Origin of the sequence: Pseudomonas allokribbensis (genome assembly GCF_014863605.1) — a bacterium.
GTDB lineage: Bacteria > Pseudomonadota > Gammaproteobacteria > Pseudomonadales > Pseudomonadaceae > Aquipseudomonas > Aquipseudomonas allokribbensis.
Genome location: NZ_CP062252.1, coordinates 4926459 through 4942239 on the forward strand (window position 1 = coordinate 4926459; position 15781 = coordinate 4942239).

General features: G+C 58.4%; 14 protein-coding genes. 4 read left to right on the plus strand and 10 right to left on the minus strand.

Annotated features, from left to right (window positions below):
- The first annotated feature begins 407 nt into the window (after nucleotides 1–407).
- Entirely contained in the window at nucleotides 408–3302 is a 2895-nt protein-coding gene (locus IF199_RS22505) for a ribonucleoside-diphosphate reductase subunit alpha (RefSeq protein ID WP_096818053.1), read from the plus strand.
- A 175-nt stretch (nucleotides 3303–3477) separates the two neighbouring features.
- Here the strand turns inward: IF199_RS22505 and IF199_RS22510 are convergent, their stop codons facing one another.
- The 10 genes from IF199_RS22510 to IF199_RS22555 form a co-directional block, all read right to left on the minus strand.
- On the minus strand, nucleotides 3478–3675 hold the full coding sequence (locus IF199_RS22510; RefSeq protein ID WP_096818055.1) for a hypothetical protein: 198 nt from the start codon (nucleotides 3673–3675) through the stop codon (nucleotides 3478–3480).
- Nucleotides 3676–4059: 384 nt separating this feature from the next.
- Nucleotides 4060–5445 (minus strand): efflux transporter outer membrane subunit, encoded by a 1386-nt coding sequence (locus tag IF199_RS22515; protein WP_192558743.1) that lies wholly within the window; start codon nucleotides 5443–5445, stop codon nucleotides 4060–4062.
- Nucleotides 5442–7460, minus strand: coding sequence for a MacB family efflux pump subunit (locus IF199_RS22520; protein WP_192558744.1), 2019 nt, complete (start codon nucleotides 7458–7460; stop codon nucleotides 5442–5444). The genes IF199_RS22515 and IF199_RS22520 overlap by 4 nt, the downstream gene beginning before the upstream one ends.
- On the minus strand, nucleotides 7457–8617 hold the full coding sequence (locus IF199_RS22525) for an efflux RND transporter periplasmic adaptor subunit (protein ID WP_192558745.1): 1161 nt from the start codon (nucleotides 8615–8617) through the stop codon (nucleotides 7457–7459). The genes IF199_RS22520 and IF199_RS22525 overlap by 4 nt, the downstream gene beginning before the upstream one ends.
- Before the next feature lie 190 nt (nucleotides 8618–8807).
- Nucleotides 8808–10145 (minus strand): flagellar hook protein FlgE, encoded by a 1338-nt coding sequence (gene flgE, locus IF199_RS22530; RefSeq protein WP_192558746.1) that lies wholly within the window; start codon nucleotides 10143–10145, stop codon nucleotides 8808–8810.
- Between the two features lie 30 nt (nucleotides 10146–10175).
- Nucleotides 10176–10901, minus strand: a complete 726-nt coding sequence (gene flgD / locus IF199_RS22535; protein WP_096818065.1) for a flagellar hook assembly protein FlgD — start codon at nucleotides 10899–10901, stop codon at nucleotides 10176–10178.
- 15 nt (nucleotides 10902–10916) lie between these two features.
- Nucleotides 10917–11360 carry a flagellar basal body rod protein FlgC gene (flgC, locus tag IF199_RS22540; RefSeq protein ID WP_007960329.1) on the minus strand — a complete coding sequence of 148 codons (444 nt, stop codon included), beginning with the start codon at nucleotides 11358–11360 and terminating at the stop codon, nucleotides 10917–10919.
- Between the two features lie 3 nt (nucleotides 11361–11363).
- Nucleotides 11364–11771, minus strand: a complete 408-nt coding sequence (gene flgB / locus IF199_RS22545) for a flagellar basal body rod protein FlgB (protein WP_007960328.1) — start codon at nucleotides 11769–11771, stop codon at nucleotides 11364–11366.
- Between the two features lie 241 nt (nucleotides 11772–12012).
- Nucleotides 12013–12840, minus strand: a complete 828-nt coding sequence (gene cheR, locus IF199_RS22550) for a protein-glutamate O-methyltransferase CheR (RefSeq protein ID WP_007960327.1) — start codon at nucleotides 12838–12840, stop codon at nucleotides 12013–12015.
- Between the two features lie 47 nt (nucleotides 12841–12887).
- Nucleotides 12888–13820: a chemotaxis protein CheV gene (locus IF199_RS22555; RefSeq protein WP_007960326.1), complete on the minus strand. Its 933-nt coding sequence runs from the start codon at nucleotides 13818–13820 to the stop codon at nucleotides 12888–12890.
- An 82-nt stretch (nucleotides 13821–13902) separates the two neighbouring features.
- On the opposite strand from IF199_RS22555, the gene flgA reads away from it, so the two are divergent.
- The 3 genes from flgA (at nucleotide 13903) to IF199_RS22570 (ending at nucleotide 15701) form a co-directional block, all read left to right on the plus strand.
- Nucleotides 13903–14664, plus strand: coding sequence for a flagellar basal body P-ring formation chaperone FlgA (gene flgA / locus IF199_RS22560; RefSeq protein ID WP_096818067.1), 762 nt, complete (start codon nucleotides 13903–13905; stop codon nucleotides 14662–14664).
- 194 nt (nucleotides 14665–14858) lie between these two features.
- The gene (gene flgM, locus IF199_RS22565; RefSeq protein ID WP_096818069.1) at nucleotides 14859–15185 is read left to right on the plus strand and encodes a flagellar biosynthesis anti-sigma factor FlgM; all 327 of its coding nucleotides are present in this window, start codon (nucleotides 14859–14861) and stop codon (nucleotides 15183–15185) included.
- A gap of 48 nt (nucleotides 15186–15233) precedes the next feature.
- Entirely contained in the window at nucleotides 15234–15701 is a 468-nt protein-coding gene (locus IF199_RS22570; protein ID WP_096818071.1) for a flagella synthesis protein FlgN, read from the plus strand.
- Nucleotides 15702–15781 lie beyond the last annotated feature (80 nt).

Sequence of the window (15781 nt, forward strand, 5' to 3'; positions counted from 1 at the left end):
AACGCATTATCTTGTAGCCCGCGCTCAAAAAAACCCTACATATAGGGTTTGACGCTAAAAACCAAACACAAACCGGACAGTGAATTCAAGGCTTTTTATTGCCATTGTCGGGTTGAACCAAACGTATTTTCAGAAGCCCAAACCGCGCCTGCGGATGGCTACCGTTTTTCAGCCGATCACGGCGTAAACGGTACGGGTGTTGCAGTTCAAAACTGCTCCCCGAAAGGAATGCGGTTTCACGCGTATCGCGCGAACCGAAGACTTCGGCATGGAAGCGGCGCCCACAAGGCCCACTTCCTGAACTGTCCCGAAGTCGTTACCCGGCGCTGGCCGGTCGTAGTGCTTCAGGACGGAACGGTGGGCACCGTGATGGTGCCCAAACAAACATAGAGAACGTGGAGACACCCATGCAAACCGACACAACTCGCGAGAACCCGCAGGGCACCTTGCCGCAGGCCGCCGATTCGAATTCGGATCTGGCTGCCACCGCGCCTGGTCAACTGCGTGTGATCAAGCGTAATGGCACTGTCGTTCCTTACACCGATGACAAGATCACCGTCGCTATCACCAAAGCGTTTCTCGCAGTTGAGGGCGGCACCGCTGCCGCTTCGTCGCGAATCCACGACACCGTTGCCCGCCTGACCGAACAGGTCACCGCGACCTTCAAGCGTCGCATGCCTTCGGGCGGCACCATCCACATCGAAGAAATCCAGGACCAGGTCGAACTGGCCCTGATGCGTGCCGGCGAGCAGAAAGTGGCTCGCGACTACGTGATCTACCGTGACGGCCGTTCGAAAGAACGCGCTGCCCACGCTCCGGCCGAAGCCGCAGTCAACGCTCACCCGTCGATCCGCATCACCCGCGCCGACGGCAGCCTCGCGCCGCTGGACATGGGTCGCCTGAACACCATCGTCACCGAAGCCTGCGAAGGTCTGGCCGAAGTCGACGGCGACCTGATCCAGCGCGAAACCCTGAAGAACCTGTACGACGGCGTTGCCCTGAACGACGTCAACACCGCGCTGGTAATGACCGCCCGCACCCTGGTCGAGCGCGAGCCGAACTACTCGTTCGTGACCGCCCGCCTGCTGATGGACACCCTGCGTGCCGAAGGCCTGGGCTTCCTGGGCGTCGCCGAGAGCGCGACTCACCACGAAATGGCTGACCTGTACGCCAAGGCGCTGCCGGCCTACGTCGCCAAAGGTATCGAGTTCGAACTGCTGAACCCTGTGCTGGCCTCCTTCGACCTGGAAAAACTGGGCAAGGCGATCAACCACGAGCGCGACCAGCAATTCACCTACCTGGGCCTGCAAACCCTGTACGACCGTTACTTCATCCACAAGGATGGCGTGCGTTTCGAACTGCCACAGATCTTCTTCATGCGCGTGGCCATGGGCCTGGCGATCGAAGAGAAGCAGAAAGAAGACCGTGCGATCGAGTTCTACAACCTGCTGTCCTCGTTCGACTACATGGCTTCGACCCCGACCCTGTTCAACGCCGGTACCCTGCGTCCACAGCTGTCGAGCTGCTACCTGACCACCGTGCCGGATGACCTGTCGGGCATCTACCACGCGATCCACGACAACGCCATGCTGTCGAAATTCGCCGGTGGCCTGGGCAACGACTGGACGCCGGTGCGTGCACTGGGTTCGTACATCAAGGGCACCAACGGCAAGTCCCAGGGCGTGGTTCCGTTCCTGAAAGTCGTGAACGACACCGCCGTTGCCGTTAACCAGGGTGGCAAGCGCAAAGGCGCTGTCTGCGCCTACCTGGAAACCTGGCACATGGACATCGAAGAGTTCATCGAGCTGCGCAAGAACACCGGTGATGACCGTCGTCGTACCCACGACATGAACACCGCCAACTGGATCCCTGACCTGTTCATGAAGCGCGTCTTCGATGACGGCAAGTGGACCCTGTTCTCGCCATCCGAAGTACCAGACCTGCACGACCTGACCGGCAAGGCCTTCGAAGAGCGCTACGAGTACTACGAAGCCCTGACCGAGTACCCAGGCAAGGTCAAGCTGTTCAAGACCATCCAGGCCAAAGACCTGTGGCGCAAGATGCTGTCCATGCTGTTCGAAACCGGCCACCCATGGCTGACTTTCAAGGACCCGTGCAACCTACGCAGCCCGCAGCAGCACGTCGGCGTGGTTCACAGCTCGAACCTGTGCACCGAGATCACCCTGAACACCAACAAGGACGAGATCGCGGTCTGCAACCTGGGCTCGATCAACCTGCCGAACCACATCGTCGACGGCAAGCTGGACACCGCCAAGCTCAAGCGCACCATCGACGTAGCCGTTCGCATGCTCGACAACGTGATCGACATCAACTACTACTCGGTACCGCAGGCGAAGAACTCCAACTTCCGCCACCGTCCGGTCGGCCTGGGCATCATGGGCTTCCAGGACGCGCTGTACCTGCAGCACATCCCTTACGGTTCCGACGCTGCCGTCGAGTTCGCCGACAAGTCGATGGAAGCGGTCAGCTACTACGCGATCCAGGCTTCCTGCGACCTGGCTGACGAGCGCGGCTCGTACGAGACGTTCCAGGGTTCGCTGTGGTCCAAAGGCGTACTGCCGCTGGATTCGCAACAGATCCTGATCGAAGCACGTGGCCAGAAGTACATCGACGTCGACCTGACCGAGTCCCTGGACTGGGCACCGGTTCGCGCCCGTGTACAGAAAGGCATCCGTAACTCGAACATCATGGCCATCGCACCGACCGCGACCATCGCCAACATCACCGGCGTATCGCAGTCGATCGAACCGACCTACCAGAACCTGTATGTGAAATCGAACCTGTCGGGCGAATTCACCGTGATCAACCCGTACCTGGTTCGCGACCTGAAGGCTCGCGGTCTGTGGGACTCGGTCATGATCAACGACCTGAAGTACTACGACGGTTCGGTTCAGCAGATCGAGCGCATCCCGCAAGAACTCAAAGAGCTCTACGCGACCGCGTTCGAAGTGGACACCAAGTGGATCGTTGACGCCGCCAGCCGTCGTCAGAAGTGGATCGACCAGGCCCAGTCGCTGAACCTGTACATCGCCGGCGCATCGGGCAAGAAACTCGACGTGACCTACCGCATGGCCTGGTACCGTGGTCTGAAAACCACCTATTACCTCCGTGCCCTGGCTGCGACCAGCACCGAGAAGTCGACCATCAACACCGGCAAGCTGAACGCTGTTTCCAGCGGCGGCAACCACGGTGACGATTCGGTCCTGGCAGCGCCTGCCGGCCCTGCTCCAGTGCCGAAGGCTTGCGCCATCGACGAGCCGGATTGCGAAGCTTGCCAATAAGCTGAGCTGAATCGGGCGTTGCGAGACGCCTGATTCCTCCAGACAAAAGAAAACCCCCGACAGACTTCTGGTTTGTCGGGGTTTTCTTTTGTCTGCCAAACACCAAGGCTCTAACGAACAGGTTTCAGCAGATACAAAAAAGGCCCCTTCACAGAAGGAGCCTCCCTATCGGTGCTTACCGACGGCAGCCGCCGTTGTTGAAAGGACCGGCAACACGAACCCAGCCACTGGCTTGCGGAACGTTGCTGCACATAGTACGGCCGGTCGAAGCCGACTCATAAAGCCACCAGGAAGCCGGAGCAGCTTGAACAACGACTGCACCCAACAGCAAACTTGCGGCCAAAGTCAGACCAAAACCAATACGCAGCGACATAACGATCTCCATTTCAAATAAACGTCTCAAACGGCCGTCAGCGCAATAACTTCATAGTTCATCATCTTGCCGACACAACCAGAGACAGCAGTAAGAGTGTTGCAACCGAACACCCATCTTTTCATCAAGACCCTGACGAAAGAGCGCGCACCTTACATTGCGAAACAACTAAAAACAATAAAGAAAACTCTCACAGCCAAAATTATTTATTAATTAAATAAACTCAAAAAAAATCAACAAACACGAAAAAACCTACAACCTTAATTGCATATAAACCATTGACCCAGATCAAAAAAAATACGCTAACTAAAACCAGACACGCGACACAATCTTCCTTAATTAAAAACAACGCTCCAACAAGTTAACGTTTGTCTGCGCAATAAATTAACGCGCGAAGCCTCCGCCCAGTGCCAGGTACAGTCCCATTTGCGCCTGCAGTCGCTCGAAGCGATTCTGCGCCAGCGAAATTTGCGCGGCACGACGGCTCTCTTGCAAATCCAGCCACTCCTTGATACCCGTTTGCCCGCTGCGATAACGAATTTCGGCCAACCCTTCGGCTTTCATTGCGGCGACCAGAGCCTGCTCTCGCCGTCCCCCCTGATCAGCAAACTGCACTTGCGCCGACAGCGCATCTTCAACTTCCGCCAGCGCGATATAAAGGCTCTGGCGAAAATCGATTATCGCCGCCTCATAGTCCACCGCCGATATACCCACTGTGTACTTGCGAACATTCCATTGCACAAACGGCAGACTGATACCAACGCCCAGTAGACCGACAGGGTTATTGAGCACCTGGCTTAACTCCCGACTACCACCCGTCGCCAGACCGCCAGTCAGTGTGAACGAAGGATAGAAACTGGCACGCGTTGCGTCATAGTTCGACAGCGCCTGGCGTAATCGCCATTCAGCCGCCTGCAGATCCGGGCGTCGATCAACCAGATCAGCCGGCAAGCCTGCCGGTACACTCGCCAATGCCGCCGAAGGTAATTGCACAAGTTCTGCAAACCGATGCTCGGGTGCCTGATCGAAGACAATGGCCAGTGCGTTGCGCGCCACTTCAAGTTGCTGCAGATAGTCGCTCAATACAGCACGCTGCGTGGCCAGGACCTGCTCGGCTTGCGCCTCTTCAAGTCCGCTCGCCGCACCCGCCAGACGTTGGGACTGCACCAGTTGCAACGTCTGTTCGGCGTACCGGATGCTTTCCCGCGCAGACCGGGCCAGTTCGTTGAACAGGCCGATCTGCCAATAAAGGCGCGCTGTCGTACCCACCAGACTCAGCGCACTGGCACGCCGGTCAAAATCGGTCGCCAACAGCGCCCACTGCGCGGCATCGCGCGTACTCGCCAGGCGCCCCCACAAATCGACTTCGTAACGCACCGACGAGCTCGTGGAAAATCGACGCTGGCCTGAATTGTCTCGATGTAGATTCCTGCTCCAGTCCGCCCCCGCCCCCACGTCCAGATCGGGCGTGATATTGGTCCCGGTGAGTCCTGCCTGAAGCGCTGCCCGACGCACTCTGAGCGCAGCCACTGCAAGATCGTTATTGCGCGCCAGAGCGTCGTCAACCAAGGCGTTCAGACGTGGATCATCAAACGCTTCCCACCATCGCTCCCGCACACTCAATGAGCGCTCACGGGATGCGTCACCAAACCAGAAGGCCGGCGTCTTCACTTCCGGTTGACGGTATTCGCTGTGCAGCAGGGCGCTGCAACCACCCAACAACAAAGGCAACTGCAATGCCCAGATCCACTTGCGCTTCATGTACTTCATTCTCGGGACAACGCCTGAATGGGATCAAGCCGGGCGGCATTGCGCGCCGGGATATAACCGAACAACACGCCGACCAGCAGCGAACACAAACACGCTGAAATCATGGCCAGAGCCGTGAACTCCATAACGATTGCCTGCACGAAGTAGCCGAACACCTGGCTGATCAACAACGAAAGCAGGACGCCCAACAAGCCCCCCAGCAGACAGACCAGCACAGCCTCGATCAAAAACTGCTGCAGAATGTCCGCGCGCCGCGCGCCGACGGCCATGCGGATGCCAATCTCCCGGGTACGCTCGGTGACCGATACCAGCATGATATTCATCACCCCGATACCACCGACCAAAAGCGAAATGAACGCCACGGCAGAGATCAGCAGCGTCAGGGTGTCCGTGGTTTTCTGTACGATTTTCAGGATGCTGTCGCTGGAACTGAGGAAAAAATCCGCGCGCCCATGACGTGCCACCAACAATGTTTGCAGTGCTTGTTCTGCCGCGGGACTGGCAACCTGCTCCTTGAGCCGAACCTTGATCGAATTGAAATGGCTCTGCCCCAACAAGCGCCCCATTACCGTCGTATAAGGCAAATAGACTTGCAGGCTCGGCCCTGAAAAACCGTCATCGCGACTTTCCATGACCCCCACCACCGTACAAGGCAGGCCACCAACCAGGATGACTTTGCCCAGCGGTTGCTCCCAGTCCTTGAACAGCCGTTGTCGAGTGTTGTGGTCAATGATCAGTGTCTGAGCGCGGCGCATCACATCGCCCGCATTGAACATCGCGCCCTGGGTCACGCGGATGCCCATCACCTGAAAGTAATCCTGGCTGACACCATTGACCGTGGCACTGACATGCAGATTGCGGTAACGAATCGTCCGGCTGCCATTGACCATCGCAGAAACACTGTCTACCCAGGACTGCGCCTGGATGATCCGCAAGTCCACGGGCTGCAATGTCCGGATTGAAGCTGCCTGCTCATCCCCCCAATCCTTGCCGGGATAAACATCGATGGTATGGGTGCCCATCGCACTGATATCACGCAGCACCCGGGTCTGTGCGCCCTGCCCCAGCGCTACCACCGAAACCACCGAGGCAATACCGATGACGATCCCGAGCATGGTCAGCAATGTGCGCATGCGATGGCTGCGCAGAGAGATCCAGGCCATCTTGAAGGCCTCGCTGAAGCGGCGCCAATGCACCGCCGTCGCGTCACGCTCCCGAGTTTGCGGGATGTCGCCTGGCTCGGTGACCGGCGCCGCAAGCACCTTGCGGTCGGCATTCAAACGATCACCGACGATTTCGCCATCATGTATCTCGATGATGCGGTCTGCGTACTGCGCCACCTGCGAGTCATGGGTCACGATAATGATCGTGTGACCGCTGCGATGCAGTTCACGCAGGATCGCCATCACCTCCTCGCCACTGCGCGAGTCCAGCGAGCCGGTGGGCTCGTCGGCCAGAACAACCGCACCGCCATTGATCAGCGCACGGGCAATGCTGACCCGTTGCTGCTGCCCACCGGAGAGTTGCGCTGGCCGATGCAGCATGCGCTGACCCAGACCGAGACGTTGCAGCAGCCCCCTGGCCTTTTGCCGATGCTCGGTAAACGGCTGATCGGCGTAAATGGCCGGTACCTGCACGTTGGCCTCCGCACTCAGATGCGACAGCAAATGAAAGCGCTGAAAAATGAATCCGAAATGCTCACGACGCAGCGTCGCCAGCTCATCGCTACTCATTTCGGCCATGTCAGCACCGTTGATGCTGTAGCGGCCAGCAGAGGGACGATCCAGGCATCCGAGGATATTCATCAGACTGGATTTTCCAGAGCCCGACGGCCCGACGATCGCTACCATTTCACCGGCGGCGATGGTCAGGTTCACGTCGCGCAGCACATGGGTCCGTGCCTCACCCTCGGCGAACCAACGCTGCACGCCTTCAAGAGCCAACAACGGCGTGACCGGCAGCTCGTCTTTCACGGGGTCTGGCGTCCAGCCATGAAGATTACTGGCGCTGCTCATCGAGGCTCCGGCTCTTCGCCGAGAACGACTTCGTCATTTTCCTTGAGCCCGTCCAGCACCTGAACGCTCAGGTCATTTCGCAACCCGGTTGTCACCAGCACCGTCTGCGGCTGACCATCCACCAGTCGGCGAACTTCGTAGCGACCGTCAGCGGCACGCTTGCCCAGCGCAGCCACCGAGACCGTTGTGGCTTTGCGCACCGAGTCGAGCAGAACGCTGACCTGCGCCGTCATCGAGGTGCGCAACGAACGATCGTCATTGGGTACGTCAAACAGCGCGTTGTAGTACACCGCTGCATCGGCGCCGCCGGTAGTCGAGCCACCGCCACCCTGCATTTGATCCTGCCGGGCAATGGACTCGGGCGCAGGCTCTACCGCCCGTATATGGCTGGTAAAACGCCGGTCCGGATCACCCAGAATATTGAAGGACACGGCCTGGCCCGCCTTGACCCGAACCACGTCAGCTTCCGAAATTCGCGCTTCGACCGTCATCCGGTCCAGACGGGCAAGTATCAGCAATGTCGGGACACTCTGTGCGGAAACGACGGTCTGGCCCTGTCTGGTCACCACGGCAATGACCTCGCCGTCCATCGGCGCACTGATCCGCGTATATCCGAGGTTGACTTCGGCGATCCTGATTTCTATCTCCGCTTGGGAAATCTGCGCAGCCAGGGATGCCAGCTCGGCGCGCGAACTTTGCAGCTGCGCCTCGGCAATTTCCAGATCGGCCCGCGATCCGGCTTCACTGGCAACCAGGCTTTGCTTGCGACGAAAATCAAGTTCGTACTGGCGGATCATCGCCTGCCGGGCTTTGTATTGCGCGCGGACACTGAGCAACGCAGCCCGGGATTTGAGCAATTCATTCTGTGGCAGCAACGGGTCGATTTCAGCCAACAGCTGACCCTGGCGAACCGTATCACCCAACCCGGCTTTCAGACTCTGGAGTTGCCCATTGACCTGCGCGCCGACGCTGACTTGCTGAAAGGGCTTGACCGTACCACTGGCCAATACGGTCTCTTCAAGATCTTCAACGGTGACGGTCGCTGTCAGGAATTTCTTTGGAGGGGTGCCCCAGCCTTGGCCCCATACAAACCAGACCAACAAGGCAACAACGGGCAGCGTCCCGAACACGATTCGGGAGCGAGAGAAAAAAACCATGAAGTAGTCGTTACATCCCTGTCAGTGGTTGGGCGAACCGCTCATTGGCGCCCGGGTATAGCGTGAGCAGGCGTGTGAATACACGCGCGCAAATGCGAATGCCGCGGACGAGTGGCCCCGGCGCGCGCATTAAACAAGAAAGCCCCTCAAAGAGGGGCTTTCCGTTACAGCTTTTTACAAAGCATCGATATCAGGTCATCTGAATGATGGTCTGCATGATGGTGCTCTGGGTGGAGATGGTCTTGGCGTTCGCCTGATAGTTGCTCTGGCCCTTGATCAGGTCTACCAGCTCGTTGGTCAGGTTAACGTTGGACTCTTCCAGCGAGTTGGACTGGATGGAGCCCAGGGTGCCGGTTTCCGGAGCGTCATAACCCGGAATCCCCGACGCGAAGGTTTCCTTCCAGCTGGTACCACCGATCGCTTGCAAGCCTTGTTCGTTGGTGAAGCTGGCCAGCGCAACCTGGCCGATGGCCTTGTTCTGGTTGTTGCTGAAGTTTGCGAACAGGGTACCGGTGCCGTCGATGGTCAGGTTAGTGATCTGGCCAGTGGCATAACCGTCCTGAGTCGGGATCGAGCGCGCGGTGTCGGCGTTGTACTGAGTGGTACTGGCCATCGAAATGGTGATGCCGGCCGGGTTTGCTGCTGCACCGTTAGGCTTGAAGGTACCGTTGACGACATTGCCTGGTACCCAACCGCTGATCTTCAGGTCACTGCTGATGATCGGGTTCGGTGCCGGAGGCGGCAAGGTGCTTGGCGTGCTGACCTGAGTCAGCTTGCCAGCCGAGTCAAAGGTCATGGTTGAAGCCACCGGCGGGGTGGTTTTCGGATCACTGCCGGTAGCATCCGGGTTGCGACCGTCGACCAGGGTGTAGACCTTCCAGGTGTTGGCACCGGTTTTCACCACGTACTGATCCATCGGGTGCATGTTGCCCTGGCTGTCATAGATCGGGGTGCTGAACGACTTGGTGTAGGTCGCCAGGTTGGTCGGGTCGAATTTGCCGGCCGGCACTGTGTCGTCGATCACCGGGGCGGTCGAGTTCAGGTTGATGGTCGAGGTCACCAGCGAGGAGGACTTCGGCGCCAGGTTCGAGGTGTCGATCTTCAGGTCGGTCAGTACGCCGTTGATGACCTTGCCGTTGGCATCCACACCATAACCTTGCAGGCGCGAGGTGTAGTCGGTGTTGGTGATGAAACCCTTGTCGTCGACCTTGAACGTACCGGCACGGGTATAGGAAATCGAGCCGTTGTTGCTCATGGTGAAGAAACCGGAGCCGTTGATGCCCATGTCCAGCACGTTACCGGTGTTGTTGATGTCACCCTGGGTGAACTGCTGGGAAACGTTGGCCAGGCGCACGCCGTTGCCGATGACCTTGCTGCCGCTACCCAGGCGAGTCGCCGAGTAGACGTCTTCGAATTCTGCGCGGGACGATTTGAAACCGGCGGTCGCGACGTTGGCGATGTTGTTGCCGGTCACGTCCAGTTGCTTGTTGGCTGCATAGAGACCGCTAAGGCCGATATTGAAAGACATATTCCACTCCTTTGTGCCGGTTAGTCGGCTCTATATACCAATGGTTTGTACTTTGGACAGGGCAACGGTGCCCTTGCCGGACAGGTTGAGCATCAGCTCGCCGCCGGTCTGGCTGATCGTCACGCTGGTGACGGTGGCCGGCAGGTAGGTCGCCATATCGGTCGCGGTGCCGTTGATCGATGCGTTGGCCTTGACGGTATAGGTACCGGTCTTGACCAGGTTGCCGTCCTTGTCCTTGCCGTCCCAGGTGAAGCTCGCGGCGCCTGCGGCGCGACTGCCCAGATCGAGGGTACGAACAATCGTGCCGCTGCTGTCGGTGATGCTGACGGTGCCGCCGGCAATCGACGACGGAACGGTGACCGAACCGGTCATGCCTTTGCTCGGATCGTCGAGCTGGACCGAGTTGGTCTGCACGATCACGTTGCGACCGACCAGCGAAGAAGCCTGCAGGGCTTGCGACGAGTTGTAATTGCCGGCCAGCGAACTCACGGTGCTGTTGAGGGTAGTAATACCCTCGAGGCTGCTGAACTGCGCCAACTGGGCAACGAATGCGCTGTTGTCCTGCGGGTCGAGCGGGTTCTGGTTTTTCAGCTGGGTTACCAGCAATTGCAGGAACGCGTCCTTGCCCAGGGCCTGGCCGCCGGTGGAACTGTTAGTGGCCGAAGCAATGCCATCGGTTGTCGAACTGGTCTTTTTCGACGAGTTCGCCAGGATGTCCTTCATGCTCAGGCTGCTGGTGGTATCGGAAACACTCATGGCAGTCGCCCCTTATTACTGACCGAGGGTCAGCACCTTCTGCATCATGGTTTTGGCCGTGTTCATCATTTCGGCGTTGGTCTGGAACGAACGGCTCGCGGAAATCATGTCAGCCATTTCTTCCACCACGTTGACGTTCGGGTAGTAGACGTAGCCCTTGGCGTCGGCGGCCGGATGGTTCGGCTCGTAGCGCGCTTCGAGGTTGCTCTGGTCTTCGACCACGCCCATGACCTGCACGCCCTGGCCGGCCGCGTCCTGGTTCTGGAACAGCGAGTTGCTGCCGCCGCTCTGGCCGCCCTGGAACATGGTGGCGAACACCGGGTGACGGGCGCGATAGGTCTGGTCGATGCTCGACGAGACGGTTTCGGCGTTGGCGATGTTCGAAGCCACGGTGTTCAAACGCGTGGTCTGTGCGCTCATGCCGCTGCCGGCAATGTTGAAAACGCTGGACAGGGACATGGATTACTCTCCGCGCAGGGCTGACACCAGCCCTTTGAATTTGCTGTTGAGCAGCGTGAAGCTGGCCTGGAAGCCGACGGCGTTTTCCGCGTAGTTCGACTGTTCCAGTTGGGCATCAACGGTGTTCTGGTCGATCGACGGCTGCATCGGCGTGCGATACATCAGCGACTCGTCGCCATTGCCCAGACCTTCAGCTTCGATGTGACGGCTGTTGGTCATGTTCAGGGCGATAGTGCCGTTGGCGTTCTTCTGGCTCTGTGCTTCGAGCACTTTGGAGAACTCCAGATCCCGAGCCTTGTAGTTCGGGGTGTCGGCGTTGGCGATGTTGTTGGCCAGGACTTCGGCACGCTGGGCGCGGAAGCCCAGGGCTTTTTCGTGAATTCCGAGCGCTTTATCGAAGCTGATGCTCATGTCGGGAACCTTCAGGTGACCGGGTTTTTCGTAACTGGGTTATAGCAAGCGTCGTGCCAGTTTTAAAAAGCCCCGGATTCCGGGGCTTTGCAGGTGATCGGCAATGCGGCAATGCCAGAAAAGCGGCAACGGGTTTCCGCCGGATGCCGCTTTTCTGCCGCTTGCCGTCACTGCAAAAACGGTCAGGCATAAAAAAACGGGAGCCCCTGAGGACTCCCGTTTTTTGTGTTGCCGGTGCCAATCACTTCGCCTGGTAAATGATCCCCGGGCTGCACTGGACCATCTGGTAATGGTCCGGCAAACCGTTCAGCGCTTCGGAAGCGCCGAGGAACAGATAACCGCCCGGCTTCAGCGTGCTGTGGATACGCAACAGGATGTCTTTCTTCACCTCGGCGGAGAAGTAGATCAGCACGTTGCGGCAGAACACGATGTCGAACTTGCCAAGGCTTGCGTAGCTGTCGAGCAAGTTGAACGAGCGGAACTCCACCCGGTTCTTGATCGGCGCCTTGATCACCCAGCGCCCCGGCCCTTTCGGGTCGAAGTAGCGCTGCAGACGATCGGCGGACAAGCCGCGACCGATCGCCAGGCTGTCGTACTCGCCGGTCTTGCAGTTGGTCAGCATGCTGCCGGACAGATCCGTGGCAACGATCTGTACGCCCATTTTCAACTGGCCGATGTTGGTCCGTTCGAACTCGTCGATCGACATCGACAGCGAATAGGGTTCCTGACCCGACGAGCACGCCGCCGACCAGATCCGCAGACGCTGGTTGGGAGCAGCCTTGATCGCTTCGGGCAGCACCTTGTTCTTCAAGACTTCAAACGGATAGGTGTCGCGAAACCACAGGGTTTCGTTGGTCGTCATGGCATCGACCACCTGCTCGCGCAAACCGCTGCGCGGCTGGGTCTGGATGCGCTGTACCAGCTCACCCAGGGACTTGATGCCTTGCTGCTCCATCAGTTTGTTGAGACGGCTCGAGACCAGGTACTGCTTGTTTTCACCGAGCAAAATGCCACAGGCTTTTTCCAGGAAGACCCGGAACTGTTCGAAATCCAAATTACCCGTAGACAAATGATGCCGCCTCTTAAATCGTGTTGATCGCCAGGGACGAAAAGTCCCTAGCTGATATCTGCTGCTTTGATCCGGTCGACTACCCGGGATGCCAGGTCATCAGGACGGAATTTGGCCAGGAAGTCATCGGCACCGACCTTCTTGACCATCGCCTGGTTGAACACACCCGACAACGAAGTATGCAGGATGATATGAAGCTTTTGCATGCGAGGGTCGCTGCGGATTTCGGCCGTCAGGGTGTACCCGTCCATCTCCGGCATTTCGATGTCGGAGATCATCATCAGGAACTCTTCTTCCGGCTTCTTGCCCTCATCGACCAGCTTGCGCAGGTAATCCAGCGCCTGCTTGCCGTCGTTCAGCGCCACCACTTCAACGCCTACCGTCTGCAGGCAACGCGTCACCTGCTTGCGCGCCACCGACGAGTCATCGACCGTCAGCACCCGCAGAGACAGCGCCTTGCTCTGGGTCTCGACATCCACCACGCCGACCGAAATCGCTTCCGGTGTCGGTGCGACTTCCGCCAGCACCTTCTCGACGTCGATGATTTCGACTAACTGATTGTCCACCCGAGTCACAGCGGTCAGGTAATGATCACGACCGGTCCCCTTGGGTGGCGGATGGATCTCTTCCCAGTTCATGTTGACGATACGTTCCACCGAGCGCACCAGGAAACCCTGGGTCTTGGTGTTGTATTCCGTGATGATCACGAACGGACTGTTCTTGTCTTTCAACGCCCCGGAGCCGGTTGCCATTGCCAGATCAAGGATCGGAATGGTCGCCCCCCGGATATTCGCCACCCCGCACACGACAGGACTGGACTTGGGCATCAGCGTCAGTTGCGGGCACTGCAGCACTTCCCGAACCTTGAACACGTTGATCCCGTAGAGTTGCTGGCCGTCGAGACGGAACAACAACAGCTCCAGGCGATTCTGCCCCACCAGTTGCGTGCGCTGGTTCACCGAATCCATTACACCAGCCATGCCCAGACTCCTACACCAACGCCAAGTGTTGTTGCGACGCACATTCATTGCTAAACGGCACGGCGCTTGCTTTTTAACTCTTATGAACATTCAAACGACATTTTTCCGACGCCTGACATCCCCCCTTCGCAGAGGACTTTGCGCGGTGTCTGCCGCTTGCCTGTTTTTCGCGGGCAGCCCTGCCATTGCTGATGCGGTTACCTTGCCTGACATGCTTATCGGCGTCACTCAGGGCTTTCTTGAATTCACCGTAGAAGACTATCTGGCTACCAGTCAAACGGAAGGGCGTTATGAAATCGAGGTCAAGCAGCTCGATCCGCGCATGCACATGCCTATGTGCGACAAGGAATTGACAGCGTCGCTGGAGAGCCCGGCACGTCCTTTGGGGCGCGTAACCGTCAAGGTTCGCTGCGAAGGCGCCTCCCCCTGGACCGTGTTCGTACCCGCTCAAGTCCGCCTGTTTCGCCCGGTCGTGACCACCACTCGCCCGCTCAAGCGCGCCGGGATCATCGAGCCCCAGGACGTGACCCTGCGCGAGCATGATGTGAGCCTGATCAACCAGGGCTTCCTGACGTCGGTGGATGAGGCGATCGGGCAAAAATTAACCCGACCAACGGTCGCCGACCAAGTGATTACCCTGGTGCATCTGGAACAGGCGGAAGTCGTTCGCAAAGGCGATCAAGTGGTGATTACCGCCCGCAGCGGCACGCTCTCCGTGCGCATGCCGGGCGAGGCCCTGTCCAACGGTGGCCTGAAAGAACAGATTCGAGTGAAAAACCTCAATTCCCAACGGGTCATCAAGGCGCAGGTCATGGCGCCGGGCCAGGTGGAAGTGGCAATGTGAACAACGATTGGAGCAATGACAGGAAAGCCTCGTGAGGGATCGCGCAGAAAACTGGCGCCAACCTGAGCTGTTCCCTAAACTGTGCCGCAGCAGGATCTGTGCGGCGCATGCAGGCTCATTGGTAAAAGAGCCTAAAGTTTTCCAGGGGATGGCCGAGAACATGGCAAGCGTCCAAATTCCCAGAGGTTTTTAACATGGTCATCGATTTCAGCCGTTTGAACAGCTCCTCGTCACTTACGGGCAGTACACGTACCAGCACGCCTAAGGAAACCGCCGAAACCGGTACTTCCGCGACGCTGAATACCCCGGCCGAACAGGCCAGTACCGCAAAAAGCGGGGAATCGGTACACCTCAGCAATGAGGCTCAACAGTTGCAGAAGGTCACTGACAAGCTGCGCGATCAGCCTGCCGTCGACAAAGCCCGCGTGGCCGAGTTGAAAGCAGCGATTGCCGATGGCAGCTATAAAGTCGACAGCAACCGTGTAGCCAGCAAACTGCTCAACTTCGAAGCCCAGCGCTAGGCCTCGGTCAGCGCCAGGCTTTTGGACGCTTAAAACCCAAGGCCAGCCATGCACGACACTACTTTATTGCAACTGATCACCGACGACTTTGCTCCAGCTCAACAATTGCTGGAGTTACTGCAATCCGAGTCCCTCGCCTTGCACGGTCGCGACATGCCGCTGCTGGAAGAAATTCTGGCGCGCAAACAGGCATTGATCATTCTGCTTGAGCAGCATGGCCGCAAACGCAGCGAAATCCTCGCCAGCCTCAATCTGTCGCTCGACCGTCAAGGCTTGGAACAACTGGCCAGCCAGTCGAGCATCGGCGAGCAGTTGCTGACCCAGAGCGACGTTCTGACCGACCTGATCGCCCAGTGCCAGGCGACCAATGCCAAAAATGGCCAGTCGATCGTGATTCAGCAGGCCGCCACGGCCAATCAGCTGAAAATCCTCACCGGCGGCGAGCCACCTGCGCTCTATGACGCCAGTGGCACCTTCTCCAAACTGCAGAAACCCCGCGCGCTCAGTCAGGCGTGATGCGTTCTTCTATGCTTGCGCCCTATCAACGCGCGAAACATGCTGGCAAAATACTGGCCAGCCGTAGTCAAATTTTGTCT